Here is a 20,709-nt window from a genome sequence, read left to right as displayed (position 1 = left end):
AACACCCGGCGCGTGTGCCGACGACACCCGGCGCGTGTGCCGGCGACACGCGGGCCGGGTTCACGTGGCGTACGCCCGGCGGCGCCAAATATTAACGGCCCATTACGAACTCCGCGTTGTACAAGCCTTGTTGAGGCGTCAACCTACTTGTCATGCACCTGCGGTCCGACGAGCGGGCCGCGGTCTATGGAGGTGTGGGATGCGCAGAAGACTCTTCCTTGGCCTGTCCGCCTCGGCCCTCGCCGTGATCACCACCGTCGCCACCGCGACCGCGGCCGGTGCCGCTCCCGCCGACAAGCCGCAGGTCCTGGCGAGTTGGACCCAGACCAGCGCGTCCAGCTACAACCAGTGGACCGCCGCCCGGGCCAACCAGGCCGGCTGGTCCGCGTACGGGTTCGACTGGTCGACCGACTACTGCTCCTCCTCGCCCGACAACCCGCTCGGCTTCCCCTTCGCCACGTCCTGCGCCCGCCACGACTTCGGCTACCGCAACTACAAGGCCGCCGGCACCTTCACCGCCAACAAGGCACGCCTGGACAGCGCCCTGTACGAGGACCTCAAGCGCGTCTGCGCCGCCTACGGCGGCGCCACGAAGACCACCTGCGACGGCACCGCCTGGACGTACTACCAGGCGGTCAAGGCGTTCGGCTGAGCCGCGGCCGTCCCGCCGGGGACCCGGGGCGCGGCGCGCACGACGGAGACGGCGGCGGGCGCCCGCGCCGGGGGCCGCGTCCTTTGTCCGGTCTCCGCGCGCGCCGGGCCCCCTTCACCCCTGACCGGCCGGGGCTGACACCGCCGCTTCGCACCCGCGGGTGTCAGAGTCGGCCGGCACACCCACGACGGCCTCGCCCCCGAAGCCCGTGATCACGGGTCACCACGGGAGAAGCGCCCCCGGCCGCGGCCGCCGCTGAACCACGCGGGAAACGTCTCAGGAGCCCTCGCCGCCGCCCCCGCCCGCTGGAAGGAGCTGGCCCGAACCATCCTTCGGGACAAGGTCGTGTCGGCTCATCGCGGTGACGAGGGTGGAGGAGATGTGGGCCAGGGCGGGATCCGCGGCGACGAAGAACGTCTCGACTCCGGCCAGCTCGTGGTTCATGCGGGCCATCGGCATTTCGTGGTCCAGGTCGCGGACGCCGCGTACTCCGCGGATGACGACGTCGATTCCGGCTCGGCCGCAGTAGTCGACCAGCAGGCCGCCCGTGTGGGAGTCGACCGTGACGTTGCCCAGGTCGGCTGCTGCCGCGCGGAGCCGGTCCAGCCGTTCCGTGACGGGGAGGCGGCCGGTCTTGTCCGGATTGAACATCACGCACACGACGACCTCGTCGAACAGGAGGGCAGCGCGCCGGAGTACGTCCAGGTGCCCTTGAGTGACGGGGTCGAAGGATCCTGGGAAGAGGGCTCGCATGATCGGAAAGCGTAACAAGCGGACCCGGCTGTCCCGCGCCGGCGGACATCAGCGGCCGGCGCGGTCCGCGAGCCATTCCATGGCGGCCCCGCCGGCGTTGAGGACGGAGATGTGTCCGGCCTCGGGGATCAGCCGCAGTTCTGCCGCGGGGCAGCGGCCCGCGAGCCACCGGCTGTGCGAGCCGGGCACGACCCGGTCCTGGCCGCCGTGCACGAAGAGCACCGGCGCGACGATCCGCGCGGGGTCGCATCCCCAGGGGGCGACGTAGGCCAGGTCGTCGTCGATCAGCCCGCCCGGGCCGGCCTCGACGGCGGGACCGACGACGTCGCCGAACCAGGACCACTCGTCAGCGAGTGCGGCGTGATCGGCGGGGGTGAACATGGCCGGGTCGTACTCGGCACCCGCCTCGTGATCCTCCTTCGCCGCCCGTCCCTCGGCGGCAGCACGCAGCGACCTCGCGCCGGAGTCCGTCATGCCCGCGAACCAGTCGAGCCCGTCGGCGCCGAACGGGGCCAGCCCCGCCACGCTGACGACGCCGAGCACACGTCCCGGCAGCAGCGCACCGCAGGCCAAGGCGTGCGAACCGCCACCGGAATGGCCCATGACGGCGAACCGGTCGATGCCCAGGGCATCGGCGACGGCGGAGACGTCGGCGGCGGCCGACGCCACGTTCCGACCCGGTCGAGGAGTTGATCCGCCGTATCCGGGGCGGTCGTACGACACCCAGCGGATGCCGAGCCGGTCCGCGGCCGGGAAGAGGGGCCGGGGCGGGGCGCCGATGTTCGGCGTGCCGTGGTGCCAGAAGACGGCGAGGCGGCCGTTCGGGTCATCCGCGCCGGTGTCGTAGACGTGCAGTCTGCGACCATCGCTCAGCTCAAGATCGGTCTCGGTCACGCCGCCACTCCTGACGCCTGGACATCCCCGGTCACACACACCTCGGCGGCACGAACCTACCGGTCGCCGTTCCCCCATACCATCTGCGGGATCTGGCCGCGGCCTTCCGGTCCGGGGAGGGCGTCGCGCCGGCCCTGATCCACTCCAGCCGCGTCATGGAGCCGCGGACGCGGTGCAAGTCCGGGCGCGCGCCCGGCCTGTGCGGGGAGGGACGGAGCGGAGTCAGGGGCGGCCGGCCGGGAGGCGCTTCCTTCGGTGGACGGGTGCGACCGCGCCCCCAGCCTTGTGCCCTGACTCCGTACCTGCAACTCATGTGCAGTAAAGGGTGCGGCAGGCCTTCCCCATGGGGAGGGAAAGGCCCCGGTACGCCGGCCGGGGCGGTGCGCGGGATCCGCCGGGGCGGCGGGCAACTCCTCTTCGCTCACAGGGCTTTGCGCCGCACCAGCACCCCGAGCACCAGCAGACCGGGCAGCAGGGGCAGCCACACGGTCAGCAGCCGGTAGCCGAGCACCGCGGACGCGGCGGCGGCACCGGGGGTGCCGGCGGCGGTGAGGGCGAAGGCGAGCGCGGCGTCCAGCGAGCCGAGGCCGCCCGGGGTGGGCAGCAGGGCGGCGGCGCTGCTGGCGGCGAGGTAGAGCAGGGCCACCTGGAGCGGGGCGAGCGGGAGACCGACGGCCCGGGTGACGGCGATGAGGACCAGCGCGTGCAGCGCCGCGAAGGCCAGGGAACCGCCCCACAGGGCCGCCGCGCGGGCCGGGCAGGCGTGCAGCGCGCGGATGTCGGCCAGTACGGCGCCGAGCGCCCGCCGGCAGCGCGACCACAAGGGGGTGGCCAGCAGGACCGCCACGAGTACGGCCACGCCGAGAGCGACCGCGAGCACGGCCGGGGGGATGCGCGGCAGGCGCAGCAGTCCCGGGCAGGCCGGGGCGAGCAGGGCGAGCAGCGCGAGGCGGACGGTGGCGCCCGCGGTCGCCTTGACGGCGAGCGCACCGGCCGAGCGTCCGGCCGGCAGCCCGCAGCGCATCAGGAACCGCAGGTTCACCGCGCCCGCGCCGAGCCCGGCGGGCAGCAGGTGGTTGGCGGCGGACGCGGCGAACTGGGCGGCGATCAGCCGGGGTCCGGGCAGCCGCCGTACGACGGCGCCCTGCTGGGCGAGCGCGGACGCGGCCCAGGTGCCCACGGCCGCGGCGGCGCCGACCAGCAGCCAGCCCTGGTCGGCGACCGCCAGCCGCCCGGCGCCGCTCTCGACCGCCGGCCAGTGCCTGCGGGCCAGATACAGCGCGCCGAGCAGGACGGCGAGGCAGACTCCGGCCTGCCAATAGACACGCCGGCGGCCGAAGGACGCGGTGAGGCCGGCCGGCGAGGTCATGAACCGCCGCCCGGTACGCGGTGGGGCGGGCGGCCTGGGGAGGCGGGTGCCAGGGCCCGGATCCAGTCCTCGGCGGACACCAAGGCCCCGCCGCTGCCCCTGGCGGGCACGAAGACCCCGCCGCCGCCCTCGGTGGGCGTCGAGACCCGGACTCCACCCCATGAGGGCGCCGATACCCGGACTCCAGCCCCGGCCGACGCCAAGGCCCCGCCACTGGCCCCGGCGGACGCCAAGACCCCGACGCCGTCCCCGGTGGTGCCGGCGCCGAAGACGGCCGCGCGAGTGGGTGGGCCGGGACGGCCGGCGCACTCCGTCCGCTCCCCGCCGAGGGCAGTGCGGGACCGGACGGGGCGTGGTCGGGCCCGTGCGACGGTCGCGGTGGCGGCGGGCGCGCGGTGCGCGCTCCCGCGGCTCACCGGGTCGAGTGTCGCGTGCGCACCGTCGGCCATGGCCACCCCTCCGTCCCTACAGCTCGTAGGGTCCACTGTCACCCTACGAGCTGTAGGGGTATGGCCAGAGCAGGGAAAAACACGGCAAAAGTACCGCGAATCGACCCTCCGAGCGGGCAGGCAGGGCCATCCGGCCGATGGCCCTACGCGCTGTAAGGTTGGGGCATGGCTGGCACAGGGTCCCGCGGCAGGGCGGAGCGACGCAGCGCCGGGGAGCTGGAGACCGAGGTACTGGCCGCCCTCTGGGCCACCGAGCGGCCACTGACTCCGGCGGAGATCCAGCAGGGTCTGGGTGGCGGGCTCGCCTACAACACGGTCCACACGATCCTCAAACGCCTGTACGACAAAGGGCTGGTGCTGCGGGACGCCGACGGGCGGCGCGGCGCGTACCGCCCGGCCAAGGACGCGGCCGAGCTGACCGCCCAGGCGATGCACGAGGCCCTGGACCGGGGGCCGGACCCGATCGCCGCGCTCCGGCAGTTCGTGACCGGGCTGAGCGCCGAGGAGGAGCGGGCGCTGCGCGAGCTGCTCGACGCGGGCGGCCGGTGAGTGCGGCGCGTCCGGTCCGACGGCTGGCCGCGCGCGTGCCGGCCCCGGCACATCCGCCGCCCTGCCGGCCGCCGGCCCGGCCGGGGTGAACGGCCGGGCCGGCGGGGCTCAGCCGCCGTTCGGCGCGCGGTGCGGCGGCTGTCCGGGGGCGGAACGGGGGGCAGCCGGCGGTACGGCCCGGACGGCCGGCCCGTCGGTACTGACCGTCAGCGGCTCCCCGTGGTGGCGCAGCGCCAGCGGCTCCCCGTCCAGCAGCGCGTACGTCACCTTGTCCGCGCCGATGTCCACGCGCAGCCGGCGTCCGCGGAACTGAACGTTGAAGGCGAGGCGGCTCAGCCGCTCGGGCAGGCGGGGCGCGAACCGCAGCCGCTCGCCTTCGCGGCGCATGCCGCCGAACCCGGCGACCAGCGCCATCCAGGTGCCCGCGAGCGAGGCGATGTGCAGTCCGTCGCGGGTGTTGTGCTCCAGGTCGTGGAGGTCCATCAGCGCGGCCTCGCAGGTGTAGGCGTAGGCGAGGTCCAGATGGCCGGTGCGGGCCGCCATGACGGCCTGGACGCAGGCGGACAGGGAGGAGTCGCGGACGGTCAGCGGCTCGTAGTAGGCGAAGTTCCGGGCGAGCTGTTCCTCGTCGTGCTCCTGCTCGAAGTAGTCGCCGCAGGTGTACATGGCGAGCACCAGGTCGGCCTGTTTGACGACCTGTTTGCGGTAGAGGTCGAAGTAGGGGAAGTGGAGCAGCAGCGGGTACTGGTCGGCTCGGGTGCCGGCGAAGTCCCAGCGCTGGTAGCGGGTGAACCCGGCATGCTGTTCGTGGACGCCGAGTTCGGTGTTGTAGGGGATGTGCATGGCGTCGGCGGCGTCCCGCCAGGCGGCGCTCTCCTCCTCGTCCACCGCGAGCCGCCGCGCCTCGCGCGGGTGGCGTTCGACGGCGTCGGCCGCCGCGCGCAGGTTCTGGCGGGCCATGAGATTGGTGTAGGTGTTGTCGTCGGCGACCGCGCTGTACTCGTCGGGTCCGGTGACGCCGTCGAGGTGGAAGACGCCGTGGGAGTCGTGGTGGCCCAGCGACCGCCACAGCCGGGCCGTCTCCACCAGCAGTTCCACACCGGTGTCGCGGTCGAAGTCGGTGTCGCCGGTGGCCTCGACGTACCGGACGACGGCGTCGGCTATGCCGGCGTTCACATGGAAGGCGGCGGTGCCGGCCGGCCAGTAGGCCGAGCCCTCGGGGCCCGCGATGGTCCGCCAGGGGAACGCGGCTCCGGCGAGCCCCAGCTGGGCGGCGCGTTCGCGGGCCTCGTCCAGGGTGCTGTACCGCCAGCGCAGCGCTTCGGCGACGGCCTGGGGCGCGGTGTGGGTGAGCACGGGCAGCACGAACATCTCGGTGTCCCAGAAGGCGTGCCCGTCGTAGCCGGAGCCGGTCAGGCCCTTCGCGGGGATGGCACGCCGCTCGGCCCGGGTCCCGGCCTGCAGGACGTGGAACAGGGCGAACCTGACGGCCTGCTGGATCTCCTCGTCGCCCTCCACCTCGACGTCGGCGCGGGCCCAGAAGTCGTCCAGGCAGGCCCGCTGGTCGGCGAGCAGGCCCTGCCAGCCGTCGTGCCCGGCGGCGGCGAGCGCGGCGTCGACCTGGTCGGCCATCGCGGGCAGCGAGCGGACGCCGGACCAGCCGTGGGCGACCAGCTTCTCCACCCGCAGGGTCTGTCCGGGCTCCAGCACGGAGGTGACCGTCAGCCGGGCCACGTCGATGTCGCTCTCGCTGCGGCTGGTGGTGCGTTCGGGGCCGGTGATCACATGGTCGGCGGCCACGGCGACCCGCAGGCCGCTGCGCCGGGTGCGGTGCACCAGCCGCAGCCGGTTGCCGGTGGCGAAGCCGTCCTCCTGCTCCAGGGGCGATGTCAGCGCCTTCGCCGCCCGGGGGTCGCCGTCGGAGTCCGGCAGGCTCTCGTTGGCGACCAGCTCCGACTGGATCACCACCCGGCTGCGGCTGTCGACGGCCTCCACCTCGTAGGCCACCGCGGCCACCGCGCGCTGGGTCAGCGACACCAGCCGGGTGCTGCGCACCCGGACCGTGGAGCCGGCCGGGGAGGTCCACTCGCAGGTCCGCTCCAGCACCCCGCGACGCAGGTCGAGGACGCGCTCATGGGCGACGAGGCGGCCGTAGCGCAGGTCGAACGGCTCGTCGTCCACCAGCAGCCGGAGGACCTTGCCGTTGGTGACGTTGATGACGGTCTGCCCGGACTCCGGATAGCCGTAGCCGGCCTCCGCGTACGGCAGCGGGTGCACCTCGTGGACGCCGTTGAGATAGCTGCCGGGCAGCCCGTGCGGTTCGCCCTCGTCCAGGTTGCCGCGCCAGCCGACGTGCCCGTTGGACAGGGCGAACACGGACTCGCTCTGGGCGAGGACGTCGAGGTCGAGTGCGGTCTCGCGGACGGCCCACGGCTCGACGGCGTAGGCGCGGTCGGTGATCACTGCTCGGCTCCCAGTTCGGCGAGGTCCCGGACGACGGTGTCGGCGCCGTGTGCGTACAGGGCGTCGGCCTGGCCGACCCGGTCCACGCCGACGACGTAGCCGAAGCCGCCCGCGCGGCCCGCGTCCATGCCGGCCAGCGCGTCCTCGAAGACGGCCGCCCGGGACGCCTCGACGCCCAGGTCGCGGGCGGCGGCCAGGAAGGTGTCGGGGTGCGGCTTGCCCGGCAGCTTCCGCTCGGCGGCGACCACGCCGTCGATGCGGACGTCGAAGAAGTCCTCGGCCTGGACGGCGCGCAGTACGTCACGGCAGTTGGCGCTGGAGGAGACGATCGCGGTGCGCAGCCCCTTGGCGCGGACCGCCTCCAGATAGCGCAGGGTGCCCTCGTACGCCTCGACCCCGCCGGTGCGGATCTTCTCCAGCAGCAGGTCGTTCTTGCGGTTGCCGAGGCCGTGCACGGTGCGGGCGTCCGGCGGGTCGCCCGGTTCGCCCTCGGGGAGCCGGATGCCCCGTGAGTCGAGGAAGGCCCGGACGCCGTCGGCGCGGGGGCGGCCGTCGACGTACTCGTCGTAGTCGGCGACGGCGTCGAACGGCCGTCCCTGTTCCCCCTGGTAGTCGCGCAGGAACGCGTCGAACGTCTCCTTCCAGGCCGCCGCGTGCACGACGGCCGTCTTGGTGACGACCCCGTCGAGGTCGAACAGGCAGGCCTGGATGGTGTCGGGCAGTCCGAGCTGTGTCATACCCGGACTGTTCCCCGCCGGACGGCCGTCAAGTGGGTGGCGCACGCCACACCCCGGGCGGGCGGGTGGTGCGACACTCTGCTGTGTGCCGCTGACCTTCGACGACCTCCTCATCCGTGCCCGCGCCCTGCCCCGGGACGGCCGGCGCGCTCTGCTCGGCATCGCGGGCAGCCCGGGTGCGGGCAAGACGACGCTGGCCGGACACCTGGTGCGGGCCCTGAACGCCGGCGCCCCGGCGTGGGCGGCGCACGTGCCCATGGACGGCTTCCATCTCGCCGACGCCGAACTGGACCGGCTGGGCCGCCGGTCCCGCAAGGGGGCGCCGGACACCTTCGACGCGGCCGGGTACGCGGCGCTGCTGCGGCGGCTGCGCGAGGAGACCGGCGAGGTGGTGTACGCGCCGGGGTTCGAGCGGGTGCTGGAGCAGCCGCTGGCCGGGGCGGTCCCGGTGCCGCCGGAGGCCCGGCTCGTGGTGACCGAGGGGAACTACCTGCTGCTGGCGGACGGCCCCTGGGCGCGGGTGCGGCCGTGCCTTGACGAGGTGTGGTTCTGCGAGGTCGCCGAGGACGAGCGGGTCCGCCGACTGGTCGCCCGGCACGAGGAGTTCGGCAAGGAGCGGCCGGCGGCCGTGGCCTGGGTGCTGGGCCCGGACCAGCGCAACGCCGACCTGGTCGCGGCGACGCGGCAGCGGGCGGACCTGGTCGTGCCGGCCACCGCGCTGCCCGCCGTGCCCCTTCCCGAGGGCTGACGTCCCGACGCTCGGCGTCCCGACGCTCGGCGCCCGCCCGGATCCGCGGTGCGCGTCGCCCGCCGTGCCCCCCGGGACGGCGGTGAACGTCTCCGCGCGCACGGCCGGGTCCTGCTCGGCGCCGCCGGACACCTCCGGTGTGCCGGGCGGTTCGCGTGGACCGAGGTGAACTCCGGCCGGCCGCCGGCCGTACCCGTGGACACGGCAGAAGGTCTGCCGGTACGACTCGTGCGGCGGTGACACCCGCGGTGGCGGGGCGGTGCGACAGTGGGGCCATGATCCGGCCGACGCGCCCTCCCGCCACCGCCCTTCCGGTGTCGCCGCAGGGCGGATGATGGCGCGCGAACCGCACCCGGTACTCACCCCCGAGGCTCCCGTCGCGATGCCGGAACGGCAGGCGGCAGGCGGCCGGTACACCCGGCCGCGCCGGCACCGGCGGTGGCTGCCGCCGCTCCTGGTCGCCCTGCTGCTGGCGCAGATGGCGGCGGTGATGGTCACCACGGCCGTCCAGCAGACCCCCACCATCGACGAGCCGGTGTACGTCGCGACGGCCACCGACTCTCTGCGCGAGCACCGGCTGCGCTACAACCCCGAGCATCCGCCGCTCGGGAAGCTGCTGATCGCGGCCGGGGTGGCGGTGGCGGACCCGCACTACGACCCGGCGTACACCGGCACCCAGGGGGAGGTGGGCCGGCATCTGCTGTACGAGTCGGGCAACGACCCCTGGCGGCTGATGCTGTGGGCGCGGCTGCCGGTGATCGCGCTGACGCTGCTGTGCGGGCTCGTCGTGTTCGCGTTCGCCCGGGACCTGGCGGGTACGGCGGGCGGTCTCGTCGCGCTCGCCCTGTACACGTTCTCGCCGGATGTGATCGCGCACGGTTCGCTGGCCACGCTGGACATGCCGGCGACCGGGTTCGTGCTGACCTCGGCCTGGCTGGTGTGGCGGGCCCGGCGCCGGCCCGTGCCGTACCTGCCGGCGGCCGGCGCGGCTCTGGGGGCGGCCGTGGCGACCAGGATGAGCGCGCTGCCCGCGGTGCCGGTACTGATGGCTCTGGCGGCGCTGTCGGTCCTGGCGGCGCGGCGGTCGGGGCCCGGCCCCTCGTGGTCCGTCCCCTGGGGGTCCGTCCCCTGGGGGTCCGGCCGCGCCGGCCGGCTCTTGGGCGGCCGGGGGCGGCGGGTGCTGGCGGCGCTGGGGGGCGCGGCCGTGGTGGCGGTGGTGGCGGTAGCCGTCGTGTGGGCCGCCTATCTGGCCGTCGACCCGCGGCTGCGGTTCGCGCCCGCGGAGGCGGTGCCCGGACCGGCCGGCCTGCGCGGGCGGCTGACGGAGCTGCTGCCGCTGCCCCCGGCGTACGGGGCCGGGATGCGGGTGCAGTTCGGCCTGGAGCACTACCGGTGGCAGGGCTATCTGTTCGGCCGTCTGTACACCGGTTCACGCTGGTACTACCTGCCGGCCGCCCTGCTGGTGAAACTCCCGCTCGGCCTGTCGGTGCTGGGCGCCGCCGGCGCCGCGGCGGTGCTCGCGCGGCGGCGCCGGCGGTCCGCGGCGCCGTATCTGCTGCTGCTCCCCGCGGTGCTGCTGGCGGCGGCGATGGCCGGGTCGCGGGACTTCGGCACCCGGTACGCGCTGTTCGTGCCGGTGTTCCTCGCGGTGGCGGCGGCCTGTGCGGGCCCGCTCCGCCGCAGGTGGTGCGGGCTGCCGGCCGCCGCGCTCGTGCTGTTCGTGGCGGTGAGTTCGCTGCGTACGTTCCCGTACTACCTGCCGTACGCGAACGAGGCGTTCGGCGGTCCCGCGCGCACGCACCGGCTGCTGCACGACTCGAACGTGGACTGGGGGCAGGACCTGGGCCGGCTCGCCGACCTGCTCCGCGAGCGCCACCCCGGTGAGCGGGTGTGGCTGGTGTACAAGGGCAGCGGGGTGCCGTCGTACTACGGGATCCGGGCCGCCGATCCGCGTACGGTGCCGCCGGACCGGGTGCACGGGCTGCTGGTGGTGTCGGACTCCGCCGTCGCCAAGGCGCGCGGGCGGCTCGCGGAGCTGATCGCGAGCAGTCGGCCGGCCGGCGACGTGGGGCGTTCGATCAGCCTGTACCGCCGGTGAGCGGGCGCCTCAACCCCCTGGTCACGGCGGTCCGTGAGCTATGTTGAGTGCTCGTGGCAGACAAAGGAGGCCGACCGGTGCCCTCGCCGCAGCAGGCACGCGCACAGGCATCAGCGATCAGGTCGGGAAAGACGGTGCCAGCGGCCGAGGCCGCCCCGACCTCCCGGCTGCGGGAACTCTTCGACGGCCCTCGTCTTTCGCCCGGTCAGCGGCGGATCGCCCAGTACCTGATCGAGCACATCACCGAGGCCGCGTTCCTGTCGATCACCGAGCTGGCCGACCGGGTCGGGGTCAGCCAGCCCTCCGTGACCCGCTTCGCCGCCGCCGTCGGCTTCAGCGGCTATCCGGCGCTGCGCGAGACGCTCCAGTCGATCGCGCTGAGCACCCTCGCCGGCGGGCCCGGCGAGGAGAACCTGGCCAACGAGCTGCAGGCGGCCATCGACGGCGAGATCCAGAACCTGGAGAACCTGCGGCGTGACTTCGCCGACCCGAACCGGGTCATCCAGATCGGCCGGGAGCTGTCCCACTCCACCCCGCTGACCGTGCTGGGGCTGCGTATCTCGGTGTCGCTCGCCGAGTACTTCGGCTATGCCGCCCGCCGTATCCACCCGGACGTACGGCTGGTCACGCGGGGCGGCAGCGTGGCCTACGACGCGCTGCTGCAGTCCCGTGAGGCCGGGGGCAGCTGGGTGCTGGCCTTCGCCATGCCCCGGCACTCCCAGGAGACGCTGCAGGCCGTCCGGGTGGCGCGCGGCGCGGGTCTGAAGGTCGCCCTGGTGACCGACCTGGCGCTCGGGCCGCTGGCCGACGAGGCGGACGTCGTCTTCGCCACCGGCACCGGTTCGCGGCTGGTGTTCGACTCCTACGCCGCGCCCGGTGTGCTGGCCGCCGCGCTGCTGCAGGCGATGACCGACGCGGATCCGGAGCGCACCCAGGCCCGGCTGGAGAAGTACGAGCAGCTCTCCGAGCAGCACCAGTTCTTCCTCCGCGACTGACCGGCCCCGGTGCCGGGCGGCCCCGCTCGGACCGGGCGGAGCCGGTGCCGGCCGGCCCGGCTCGCACCGGGCGTTCCCCGGGCCCGATCGCGGTGCCGATCCTTCCGCCCGCACCGGGCGTTCGTGAAGATCTTGCGGTCCCCCACCCCCTGGACGGGGATCATTCACCGCATATCGCGCATGAATGTTTTCATACGTCTTGCAAACCAGTCGGTATATATAAATACTCTGCTCACGGCTCGGCGACCGGCTCACCCCGGGCACCGGCCCGCACCCCGCGGACCCCCGCGCACACCGCCCCGAGAAAGCCGACGGACCGCCCATGCGCACGCACCACCGCTCACCGCGCCGGCTCCCCGCACCCGGGGCACCCGCACGGACACCCCGGTCCGCCGTCCCCTACCCACGACGGCATCCGGGGTGTACCGGGGCGCGTCGTCTGCGCGACGCGCCCGTGGCGGCCCCGGCCCTCCCCTAGGCCGGGGCCGCCCCGAACCCGTCGGCACCCTCCCGACGCCGCACACCGGAAGCGATGATCATGCCCCTGACCAGCACGCGCATCAGCCCCGACTGGCCCTGCCAGGTCAAGACGCCGGGCAGTTACGACTGGGAGCGCTCGGCCGCCAAGTGGTTGCGCGAGCTGATCCCCGCGCGGTACGCCAGCTATCCGGCACTCATCCGGCACCCGGTCCTGCTCGCCCGGCACGCGCAGATCCAGGTCCACCAGGAGATCCGGGTCGCCCGTACCGCCCTGCAGACCGCGCGGGCCGAACTGCCGGTCCTGGGACTGCCCGAGTCGGTGATCGAGCACACGATCAAGCTCTACGCCGCCGAGGTCATGCAGCTGCAGCACATCGCGCGCAGCGTCCGCGCGGTCAGCGAGGCCCTGGCGGGCCGAACCACGACGCCCCGCTGACCCCTCCCCCTCTCCCCGTCCCGGCCGCCACGACGGCATCACCCTGCCCCCGGCCGCTCCCCCGCCGCCCCCGGCACCCGCTCCGTTCGCCCGGCTCGCCTCCCCTCCCTTCCCCTCCCCTCCTGCCCCTCCGTCCGGCCCCGATCGCCCTTCTCGTACCACTTCGCCTGCACTTTCAGGGGGGACGTATGAAGGTCGTATGTATGCGTATCCGGCGGACCAGTGATCGAACGGGTCCGGCTGTGCCATGCTCGTCGCGTGACAAGCGATCCTCTGCCTCCGCCTGTCCGCGGCACCGGCGCGGATCTGGCGGCCCTGGCCCAGGTCGTGGCCCGACAGCGGGCCGAGATCGAACGCCTGCGAGACCTGGCCGCGACCTCCGTGGTCCTGGAGCGGGCCAAGGGTGTACTCATGGCCGTGACCGGCTGTGCGCCGGACGCCGCGCAGGACGAGCTGGTCCAGCGCGCCGAGGACGGCAACCGCACCCTCCTCGAACAGTGCTGGCTCACCCTGGGCGCCCTGCCCCCCAAGGAGCAGCCCGCCGCCGCGGCGGCACCGCCCACGGCGGCGGACGGCCCCGCCGGCCCCTGGGCGAGCGCCCCCACCGGCGCCGGGGACCTGGCGGACACACTGGGGCACATCGGCCGCGCCCTGGTCCGGGTCGGCTCGCCGCACGAGCTGGCCGGATGCCTGCTGGACGAGCTGGCGCCCGAGGCCGGCGCCGACGCGGTGATGCTGTACGAGCAGCTGCCCGAGGGCGGGCTCGGCCTGATCGGTTACGCCGGTGTGGACCCGACCCTCGCCGCCCAGTGGCGCCAGGTACCGCCGGTGACCGGCGTCCCCGCGCTCGAGACCGTGACGTCCGGGGAGCCGCGCTGGCTGGAGGACGTCGCCAAGGACCGCGACCGCTACCTGCTCATCGGGAACCCGCCGGAGCGGTGGTCCTCCCGGGCCTGGCTGCCGGTGCCGGCCGGCGAGACCGCGCGGGTCGCCCTCGGGGTGCTGCGCCGGTGCGCCGGACCGTTCGAGCCGCGTGAGCGCGAGCTGCTGCGGGCCGTGGCCCGGCTGTGCGCGGGCCGGCTGCAGGCCTTCGACACCCCGCAGAACGGCGATCCCGGTGACGTCGCCCGGACCGTGCAGGCGGTGTTCGACGCGCTGCCGGGTGCGGTGACCCTGCTCACCCCGCTGCGGGCCGCCTCCGGCGAGGTGACGGACTACCGCATCGACGCCGCGACCCCGGAGGCGGTGGACGTGTTCGGCCGGACCGGCCGGGACATGGTCGGCAAGCACATCCTGGAGAGCTACCCGTCGGTGGCGGGCGAGCCGCTGTGGCAGGGCTATCTGCGGGCGCTCGACACCGGAGTGCCGTTCGAGGGCGAGCCCTTCGCCTATCGGGACGTGATCGGCGACCTGCCCGTGACCGGCACCTACACGGTCCGGGCGGCCCCGCTGGGCGAGGGGCTGCTGGTGTCCTGGCTGCGGCACGACTCGGTGGACCGGCAGGAGCAGCGGCTGGCGGATGTGCAGCGCCTCGGCAACCTGGGCTGGGCGAACTGGAACCTGCTCACCCAGGAGATCTCCTGGGCCGAGCAGACGTACGCCGTGCTGGGCCGGCACCCCGGCGAGGGACCGGACAGCCTCGAACGGCTGCCCGACCTCGCGCTGCCCGAGGACTCGGGGCCGCTGGCCCACGCGATCGCCGAACTGGTCGGCGAGGGCCGCCCGTTCGACGTGCCCTTCCGGATCGGGACGCCCGAGGGTGTCCGGCATCTGCGGATGGTCGCGGAGGCCGTCAAGGCGTCCGACGGCACCACCGTCGAGGTGCACGGCTTCGTCCAGGACCTCACCGCGCAGCGGAGCGCCGAGCTCGCGCTGGTGGAGAGCGAGCGCGCGATGCTGCTCCAGCGCGGCATCCTCCAGGCGGAACGGGCCCTGGCGGCCCGTCTGCAGCACGCCCTGCTGCCGCTGCCCAGCAAGCCGGTGCTGCTCGCGGGGCTGCGGGTCGAGGTCGCCTATCTGCCCGCGCAGTCCGGCATCCATGTCGGCGGCGACTGGTTCAGCGCCATCGAACTGCCCGACAGCGAGGCACTGTTCGTGGTCGGCGACGTGGCGGGCCACGGCATCGACGCCGTGGCGACCATGGCCCAGCTCAGATTCACCGCGAAGGGCATGGTCAGCACCGGTTCCTCGCTCACCGGTGCGCTGGCACGGCTGAACCGGCTGCTGCTGCACCCCCGCGACGGCCAGACCACCGCCACCATGGTCCTGGCCCGCTACGACCCCGGCCGGCACGTCCTGTCCTGGGCACAGGCCGGGCACCTGCCTCCGCTGCTGGTGCGCCGGGGCCGGGCGCGCTTCCTCGACCGTCCCGCCGGCATCCTGCTCGGCGCGACGCACACGCCCGTGTACGAGGAGATGGAGCTGCTACTGGAACCCGGCGACCGGCTGCTGCTCTACACCGACGGCCTGGTCGAACGCCTGGGTGAGGACGTCGACACGGGCCTCACCCGGCTCGCGGACGCGGCCCGCACGCACGGCCGCGGCGAGTCGGGGTCCCTGGACGCACTGCTCGCCACGCTGCTGTCGGACGAGCGGCGCGACGATGTGTGCGTGGTGGACATCCGTATGCCGCTCGGCGACGCGGACGCCGATGCGTACGCGGACGCTGGCGCGGATGCGGACGCTGGCGCGGACGCGGGGGACGACGGGGCGGCGGCGGACGCCTAGCGCCTGCGCCTGCCCCGCCCGGTCCGGTCCGGTCCGGGGACGGTCGCGCTCCGGGGACGGTCGCGGTCCGGGGATGGTCGCGGTCCGGGGACGGTCGCGGTCCGGGGACGGTCGCGGTCGTTCCTGCCGGCCGGGTCAGTCAGCGGGGTGGCCGGCCTCGATGGTGGTGGCGTCGGAGAGCCGCAGCAGCGGCCCGTCCGGGCCCTCGCCCCAGTGGACGGGGTCGAGGACGTGGCCGACGTGATCGCCTCCGTCGATGCGGTGCAGGACGGTGCCGACGAACCAGGCCGCCGTGCCCGCGAGGACGGCGGTGCCGCCGGGTCCCTCCCGCCAGTCGGCCCGCGCGAACTTGTCGACCTGGTCGCCGGTCTCGCCGCCGAACAGTTCCGCCAGGTCCCGCTGTTCACGGGTGAGCAGATGGACGGCCAGGTAGCGCGCGGCCCGGGCGACGCGGTAGGTGCGGTTGGCCTTGGAGAGCCACACGGCGAACCGGGGCGGCTCAATGGAGCACTGGGAGGCGAAGCCGACCAGACAGCCGGCGCGCTCGCCGCCCGCCACCGCCGTGACCACGCACATGTCGGGGTCGAGCCGCTCGAAGAACCCGGCCATCCGCTGCGTACCGTTCCCGTCCGCCATGCCGCTCCGCTCCTGTCCTCCGCCACCCGTCCACCGTGGCGGTCCGCCCGGGCGGTCCCGCCGCGGGCCGTCCGCTGCCCCGGCTTCCCCGGTGTGCCGTTCGTGAATCCTCACCGGTCACGCATCGTCGCCGACGCGGGTGCGGGACTCCAGCGCGCGGCGCGTGTCGTCGCCGTAGACACCCCTCTCGTCGCCGCTGATGCCGTACCAGAGCTGGAAACGGGCCACAGCCGCGGTGAGCGTGGCGTCGTAGGCGCCGGTGGTGGAGCCGCCGTGGTAGACGTCCGGGATGTGCAGCAGGCGTTGCTGCAGGTCGACGACGTAGGGGCCGGTGTCGCCCTGGCGGAGGGTGCCGGGGCCGTCGGGGTCGGTGGCGGCGGAGGGTGTGGGAGCGGAGGGTTTCGTGGCGGCGGGCGGGGAGGGCCGGTCGGTCGCGGCGGCCTGCTGGCGGCCGGGGAGCAGCAGGGCGCAGCCGAAGCCGACGAGTGCCGCCCCCAGGACGGTCAGGGCGACGGCGGCCCGACGCGGTCCGGGACGGGGACGGATGCGGCCCGCGGCGCGGGGGGACGGAGACGCGGGACGGGCGTCCGGGCCCCGGGCGGGGCGTACGGGCCAGAGCTCCTGGGTGTCCTCCTCGGCGGCACCCGGCGCGGCGTGGCCCGTGCCGGGCTGCGAACCGGGCCGCGAACCGGACGGCGTACCAGGCACTGTGCCGGGTGGTGTGCCGGGTGACGTGTTGAGGGGCTGATAGGTCACCGGGTCCGGCCGGATCTCGCGCATCAGCTCCGCCAGGGCGTCGAAGCGGCGGGGGCGCTGGACCCGGATCGGCTCCAGGTCCGGTTCTGGCGGCGGCTGTTCTGGGTCGGGCGGTATCGGCACCGGGCTCTCCTTCCGTGCCGCGGATACGGGGGCCTGGGCGGCCCCGCGCTGAGATACGGCGCCCGCCACACCCCCGTTCAGGCACCTCACCATCACCCGGACCACCACCCCGACCGCCAACGGACCACCACCCCACGCCCCCATCCACCCCACCGAACGATCGATACGCTCAACTCGGCAGGAACTATTGAGCGTTTGAGCGAGTGCATGCTAGAAACCGCCGTCATGACGACTCCCCGGTCACGTACTTGGTCACGTCGTGCGTTTCTGGCCGCCGGTTCCGGCGGCGCCGTCGCCCTGGGACTCGGCACTTCCCAGGCGTCCGCCGTGCCGGACGCGTTCGCCTCGCTCCGGGCGAAGTGGCGCACCCTGATCCTCGGCGAGGGCTTCGTTCCCGCCGTCGAGCCGTTCCGGTCCCGGCTGGCCGACCTGGGCGGCACGGCGAGCGGGTACCTCGCCGCCATGGCCCCGGCGCCGGGCTCCCTGTGGCCGGACCTGGTGTACGCCGACCCGGAGCCGGACACGGACCAGGAGTCGTACGGCTACTCGGGCAACATGAACACCAGTTACACCCGGCTGAGCACGCTCGCGCAGGCCTACTGCCAGCCCGGTACCGGCCTGACCGGCGATCCGGGCCTGCGGGACGCGATCGTGGCCGGGCTCGACCATCTGCACGACGACGTCTACCACGCGGGCCAGGCCCGGTACGGCAACTGGTACAGCTGGCAGATCGGTGCGCCGCAGGCGCTGCTCGACGTGTGCGTACTGCTCTACGACGCGCTGTCGGCCGGGCAGCTGGCGGGATACCTCGCCGCGGTGGACCACTTCGTCCCCGACTCGGCGGTGTCGAGCTACAGCGGGACCAGTACGGGTGCGAACCGGGTGGACCTGTGCCGGGTGCTGGCGCTGCGCGGGGTCGTCGGGGCGAGCGCGGCCAAGGTGGCGCTGGCCCGTGACGCCCTCTCGCCCGTCTTCCCGTACGTCACGTCCGGGGACGGCCTGTACGCCGACGGTTCCTTCGTGCAGCACACGTCGGTGCCGTACACCGGTTCGTACGGGTCGGTGCTGCTCGGCGGGCTGGGTCTGCTGTTCGCGCTGCTGGCGGGCTCCGGGTGGGAGGTGACGGATCCGCGGCGGCAGCTCGTGTTCGACGCGGTGGAGCGCGCCTGGGCGCCGTTCCTCTACAACGGGCTGGTCATGGACGGGGTGGCGGGCCGGGCGGTCAGCCGGGGGCTCGCCGCCGCCGATCCGCAGCAGGTCCAGCAGGACGACCATCTGCGCGGCCATCCGATCCTCGCGTCGATCGTGCTGCTCGGGCAGGGCGCGAGCGCGGCGGAGAACGCGCGCTGGCGAGGCCTGGTGAAGGGCTGGATGCTGCGTGACTACTACAGCCCGCCGCTAGCCGACCCGGTGCTGGGCCTGCCGCATCTGGCCCGGCTCATGGGCGTGCGGGGCGACGGGTCGGTGCCGGCGCTCGCCGAGCCGGCCGGGCACCGGCTGTTCCCGTGCATGGCGCGGGCCACCCACCGCGGGCCCGGCTGGTCGGCCGCGCTGAGCATGGCGGACCGCCGGATCACCTACTACGAGACGGGCAACGGCGAGAACCTGCGCGGCTGGCACACGGGTGCGGGGATGCTCTACTGGTGGGGCGACACGTTCGCCAACGGCCAGTACAGCGACGCGTTCTGGCCCACCGTCGACCCGTACCGGCTGCCGGGCACGACCGTCTCCCGCCTGGTCCTCGCGGACGCGGCGGGCGGTGACTGGGGGGCGGCGAGGCCGGACGTGAACTGGGTGGGCGGGGCGAGCGACGGGCAGCGGGCCGCCGTCGGGCAGTATCTGAAGGGCCTGCGGTCGACGCTCCTCGCGAAGAAGTCGTGGTTCTTCCTGGACGACACCGTCGCCTGCCTCGGCGCGGGCATCTCCTGCGCGGACGGCACGGCCGTGGAGACGACGGTGGAGAACCGCAACCTCGGTCCCACCGGTGGCGCTCCGTTCACGGTGGACGGCACGGCCGAGCCCACCGCCTCCCCCTGGTCACGGACGCTCGCCGGAGCCCGCTGGGCGCACCTCGGCGGCCACGGCGGCTATGTCTTCCCGGGCGGAGCGACCGTGCGGGCGCTGCGCGAGGCCCGCGACGGCAGCTGGAGCGCCGTCAACAAGGGCGGGGCGAGCACCGTACTGACCCGCAAGTACCTGACCCTGTACGTCGATCACGGCACCGACCCCGTGGGCGCGGCCTATGCCTATCTGCTGCTGCCGGGAGCGACGGCCGACCGCACCCGGGCGCGCGCCGACGACACCGGGTGGGTGACCGTGCTCGCCAACACGGACGACCAGCAAGGGGTGACGGTCACATCGCTCGGCTTCACCGGGGTGAACTTCTGGTCCGGCGGAACGGTCGGAACGCTCACCTCGAGTGGTCCATGCTCCGTGATGATCAGCGAGAAGGGCGACGGGACCGCTGTGATCGCGGTGAGCGATCCTACGCGTATGCGCACGAGTCTGACCCTGATCTGGCGCCGGGCGGTCACGGCCGTGGTGTCCGCCCCGGCCACCGTCGCCTCGGCCGCCACCGGTGCCGCGCTGACCCTGGTGTTCGGCGATCTGACGGGTACGGCGGGGGCCACCCAGCGGATCATGGTCAGGCTGGGCTGAGCGCTCCCTGCGCGAAGCGGTTCAGGGAGGCGGTGAACGCGGTGACGAAGGCGTCCCGGGCGTCCTCGGGCAGCGCGTGCAGGGACAGGTAGGGGTTGAGGTCCTCCAGTTCGACCAGCAGCAGGCCGCCGTCGGGGACGCGGCAGGCGTCGACGCGCTGGATGCCGCAACCGAGGTCGTTCCAGTCGATGAAGCGGCGGGCGAACTCCAGGTCGGCGGCGGTGGCCCGGTAGGGGCTCAGCTCCCAGCGGCGCTCGGGGTCGGGGGCGTACAGGGCGTACTGGAAGTCGTCGTCGACGAAGTAGAAGGACACCTCGTAGGCGAAGTCGACGCAGGGCTGGATCAGGACGTCGCCGCCGGTGAGTCCGGCGAGCCGGGCGCCGGGGACGATCCGCAGGCCGAGGGAGTCGGCGCCCAGCTTCGGCTTGACCACGTACCGCTCGGCGGCCGGCAGCAGGTGCAGGTCCTCGACACGGTCCACCGTCTCGATCACCGGGAAGCCGGCGGCGGTCAGATCGAGCAGGTACTGCTTGCCGGCCATGTCCGCCTTCCCGGTGAGCGGGTTGTACACCCGGGCTCCGGTGGCGAGCGCGTGGGCGCGGAAGTCGTCGTAGGCGCGCTGGTAGCCGAGGACGGGGCCGCTGTTGCGGACGACGACGGCGTCGAAGCCGTCCATCAGGGCCGCCGCGTCCAGCGGATGGCACAGGGCCAGGTCGAAGTGGGCGCGCAGCCGGGAGGTGAGGTGGATGTCCTCGTCGCAGTAGCGGCGCCCGCGGGCCTGGTACGCCAGGTCGGTGACGTAGAGCAGGCGGGGGCGGGCGGCGGCCATGGAGGGTCTCCTCGGGGTACGGCGCGGCGGCGGTGCGGGGCCGATGTCGGCGGTGGTGCGGGGCCGGCGTCGGCGGCGGTGCGGAGCCGGCGTCGGCGGCGGTGCAGAAAGGTTACGCCGCAGGGTACGGGGGCCTTCGGCCACCCCCGGCAACGCCCCGTCCGCTCCCCGGCGGCCAGCCAGGCGGTGCGCTGGGCGGCGGACCGGCCGCCGGGGCCGCCCGGCGGCCCCGCCGCCAGCCGCTGCATGCCCGTGGTCGGTGACGACCAGGAACGTCCGCTCCCCCTCGGCGCGGGCGGGCCGGGAGCGTACGGCGGCGAGCGGCCGGCCGAGGCGGGTGTCGGCGCGGCGGAGCGG

The 20,709-nt window shown here is 74.3% G+C and carries 16 protein-coding genes; 8 read left to right on the top strand and 8 right to left on the bottom strand.

Features of this window, described 5'->3' with window-relative positions; genetic code table 11:
- Window positions 1–199: 199 nt before the first annotated feature.
- A complete protein-coding gene (locus ACF073_RS10045; RefSeq protein ID WP_392068180.1) occupies window positions 200–652 on the top strand; it encodes a phospholipase in 453 nt (150 codons plus the stop codon).
- A gap of 276 nt (window positions 653–928) precedes the next feature.
- Here the strand turns inward: ACF073_RS10045 and coaD are convergent, their stop codons facing one another.
- From coaD to ACF073_RS10030, 3 genes are all read right to left on the bottom strand, one after another.
- The gene (coaD, locus tag ACF073_RS10040; RefSeq protein WP_392068178.1) at window positions 929–1,405 is read right to left on the bottom strand and encodes a pantetheine-phosphate adenylyltransferase; all 477 of its coding nucleotides are present in this window, start codon (window positions 1,403–1,405) and stop codon (window positions 929–931) included.
- Between the two features lie 48 nt (window positions 1,406–1,453).
- The gene (locus ACF073_RS10035; protein ID WP_392068176.1) at window positions 1,454–2,299 is read right to left on the bottom strand and encodes an alpha/beta fold hydrolase; all 846 of its coding nucleotides are present in this window, start codon (window positions 2,297–2,299) and stop codon (window positions 1,454–1,456) included.
- 421 nt (window positions 2,300–2,720) lie between these two features.
- Window positions 2,721–3,668 carry a lysylphosphatidylglycerol synthase domain-containing protein gene (locus ACF073_RS10030; RefSeq protein ID WP_392068173.1) on the bottom strand — a complete coding sequence of 316 codons (948 nt, stop codon included), beginning with the start codon at window positions 3,666–3,668 and terminating at the stop codon, window positions 2,721–2,723.
- 614 nt (window positions 3,669–4,282) lie between these two features.
- Here ACF073_RS10030 and ACF073_RS10025 point away from each other — a divergent pair.
- The gene (locus ACF073_RS10025) at window positions 4,283–4,666 is read left to right on the top strand and encodes a BlaI/MecI/CopY family transcriptional regulator (protein ID WP_392068171.1); all 384 of its coding nucleotides are present in this window, start codon (window positions 4,283–4,285) and stop codon (window positions 4,664–4,666) included.
- 108 nt (window positions 4,667–4,774) lie between these two features.
- Here ACF073_RS10025 and ACF073_RS10020 read toward each other — a convergent pair whose 3' ends face one another.
- Together ACF073_RS10020 and ACF073_RS10015 are read right to left on the bottom strand one after the other, a co-directional pair.
- Window positions 4,775–7,129 carry a glycoside hydrolase family 65 protein gene (locus tag ACF073_RS10020; RefSeq protein ID WP_392068170.1) on the bottom strand — a complete coding sequence of 785 codons (2,355 nt, stop codon included), beginning with the start codon at window positions 7,127–7,129 and terminating at the stop codon, window positions 4,775–4,777.
- A complete protein-coding gene (locus tag ACF073_RS10015; protein ID WP_392068167.1) occupies window positions 7,126–7,866 on the bottom strand; it encodes a beta-phosphoglucomutase family hydrolase in 741 nt (246 codons plus the stop codon). Before ACF073_RS10015 ends, ACF073_RS10020 begins: the two co-directional genes overlap by 4 nt.
- Window positions 7,867–7,951: 85 nt before the next feature.
- Between ACF073_RS10015 and ACF073_RS10010 the strand changes: the two genes are divergently transcribed.
- From ACF073_RS10010 to ACF073_RS09990, 5 genes are all read left to right on the top strand, one after another.
- Window positions 7,952–8,614 carry a nucleoside/nucleotide kinase family protein gene (locus tag ACF073_RS10010; protein ID WP_392068166.1) on the top strand — a complete coding sequence of 221 codons (663 nt, stop codon included), beginning with the start codon at window positions 7,952–7,954 and terminating at the stop codon, window positions 8,612–8,614.
- Window positions 8,615–8,945: 331 nt separating this feature from the next.
- On the top strand, window positions 8,946–10,712 hold the full coding sequence (locus ACF073_RS10005) for an ArnT family glycosyltransferase (protein WP_392068917.1): 1,767 nt from the start codon (window positions 8,946–8,948) through the stop codon (window positions 10,710–10,712).
- Between the two features lie 77 nt (window positions 10,713–10,789).
- The gene (locus tag ACF073_RS10000) at window positions 10,790–11,707 is read left to right on the top strand and encodes a MurR/RpiR family transcriptional regulator (RefSeq protein ID WP_392068164.1); all 918 of its coding nucleotides are present in this window, start codon (window positions 10,790–10,792) and stop codon (window positions 11,705–11,707) included.
- Window positions 11,708–12,239: 532 nt separating this feature from the next.
- Window positions 12,240–12,623 carry a hypothetical protein gene (locus ACF073_RS09995; RefSeq protein WP_392068161.1) on the top strand — a complete coding sequence of 128 codons (384 nt, stop codon included), beginning with the start codon at window positions 12,240–12,242 and terminating at the stop codon, window positions 12,621–12,623.
- 258 nt (window positions 12,624–12,881) lie between these two features.
- Entirely contained in the window at window positions 12,882–15,350 is a 2,469-nt protein-coding gene (locus ACF073_RS09990; protein WP_392068160.1) for a SpoIIE family protein phosphatase, read from the top strand.
- Between the two features lie 135 nt (window positions 15,351–15,485).
- Here ACF073_RS09990 and ACF073_RS09985 read toward each other — a convergent pair whose 3' ends face one another.
- Both ACF073_RS09985 and ACF073_RS09980 read right to left on the bottom strand, forming a co-directional pair.
- Entirely contained in the window at window positions 15,486–15,986 is a 501-nt protein-coding gene (locus tag ACF073_RS09985; RefSeq protein WP_392068156.1) for a flavin reductase family protein, read from the bottom strand.
- A 117-nt stretch (window positions 15,987–16,103) separates the two neighbouring features.
- A complete protein-coding gene (locus ACF073_RS09980) occupies window positions 16,104–16,865 on the bottom strand; it encodes a peptidoglycan-binding protein (protein ID WP_392068155.1) in 762 nt (253 codons plus the stop codon).
- A gap of 225 nt (window positions 16,866–17,090) precedes the next feature.
- On the opposite strand from ACF073_RS09980, the gene ACF073_RS09975 reads away from it, so the two are divergent.
- A complete protein-coding gene (locus ACF073_RS09975; protein ID WP_392068153.1) occupies window positions 17,091–19,523 on the top strand; it encodes a polysaccharide lyase 8 family protein in 2,433 nt (810 codons plus the stop codon).
- Here ACF073_RS09975 and ACF073_RS09970 read toward each other — a convergent pair.
- Window positions 19,510–20,352, bottom strand: coding sequence for a hypothetical protein (locus tag ACF073_RS09970; protein ID WP_392068151.1), 843 nt, complete (start codon window positions 20,350–20,352; stop codon window positions 19,510–19,512). The two genes, ACF073_RS09975 and ACF073_RS09970, sit on opposite strands and share 14 nt — an antisense overlap.
- Window positions 20,353–20,709: the final 357 nt, after the last annotated feature.

The sequence above is a fragment of the Streptomyces sp. NPDC015171 genome, from assembly GCF_043079545.1.
Lineage (GTDB): Bacteria > Actinomycetota > Actinomycetes > Streptomycetales > Streptomycetaceae > Streptomyces.
Note: the sequence above shows the minus strand (reverse complement) of the source record. Positions and strands in the feature narration are given on the sequence as shown.

Excerpts from the sequence above, each read along its gene's own strand:
- ACF073_RS10045 (WP_392068180.1), top strand. The coding sequence starts at position 200 with ATGCGCAGAAGACTCTTCCTTGGCCTGTCCGCCTCGGCCCTCGCCGTG.
- coaD (WP_392068178.1), bottom strand. The coding sequence starts at position 1,405 with ATGCGAGCCCTCTTCCCAGGATCCTTCGACCCCGTCACTCAAGGGCAC.
- ACF073_RS10030 (WP_392068173.1), bottom strand. The coding sequence starts at position 3,668 with ATGACCTCGCCGGCCGGCCTCACCGCGTCCTTCGGCCGCCGGCGTGTC.
- ACF073_RS10025 (WP_392068171.1), top strand. The coding sequence starts at position 4,283 with ATGGCTGGCACAGGGTCCCGCGGCAGGGCGGAGCGACGCAGCGCCGGG.
- ACF073_RS10015 (WP_392068167.1), bottom strand. The coding sequence starts at position 7,866 with ATGACACAGCTCGGACTGCCCGACACCATCCAGGCCTGCCTGTTCGAC.
- ACF073_RS10005 (WP_392068917.1), top strand. The coding sequence starts at position 8,946 with ATGATGGCGCGCGAACCGCACCCGGTACTCACCCCCGAGGCTCCCGTC.
- ACF073_RS09995 (WP_392068161.1), top strand. The coding sequence starts at position 12,240 with ATGATCATGCCCCTGACCAGCACGCGCATCAGCCCCGACTGGCCCTGC.
- ACF073_RS09985 (WP_392068156.1), bottom strand. The coding sequence starts at position 15,986 with ATGGCGGACGGGAACGGTACGCAGCGGATGGCCGGGTTCTTCGAGCGG.
- ACF073_RS09975 (WP_392068153.1), top strand. The coding sequence starts at position 17,091 with ATGACGACTCCCCGGTCACGTACTTGGTCACGTCGTGCGTTTCTGGCC.
- ACF073_RS09970 (WP_392068151.1), bottom strand. The coding sequence starts at position 20,352 with ATGGCCGCCGCCCGCCCCCGCCTGCTCTACGTCACCGACCTGGCGTAC.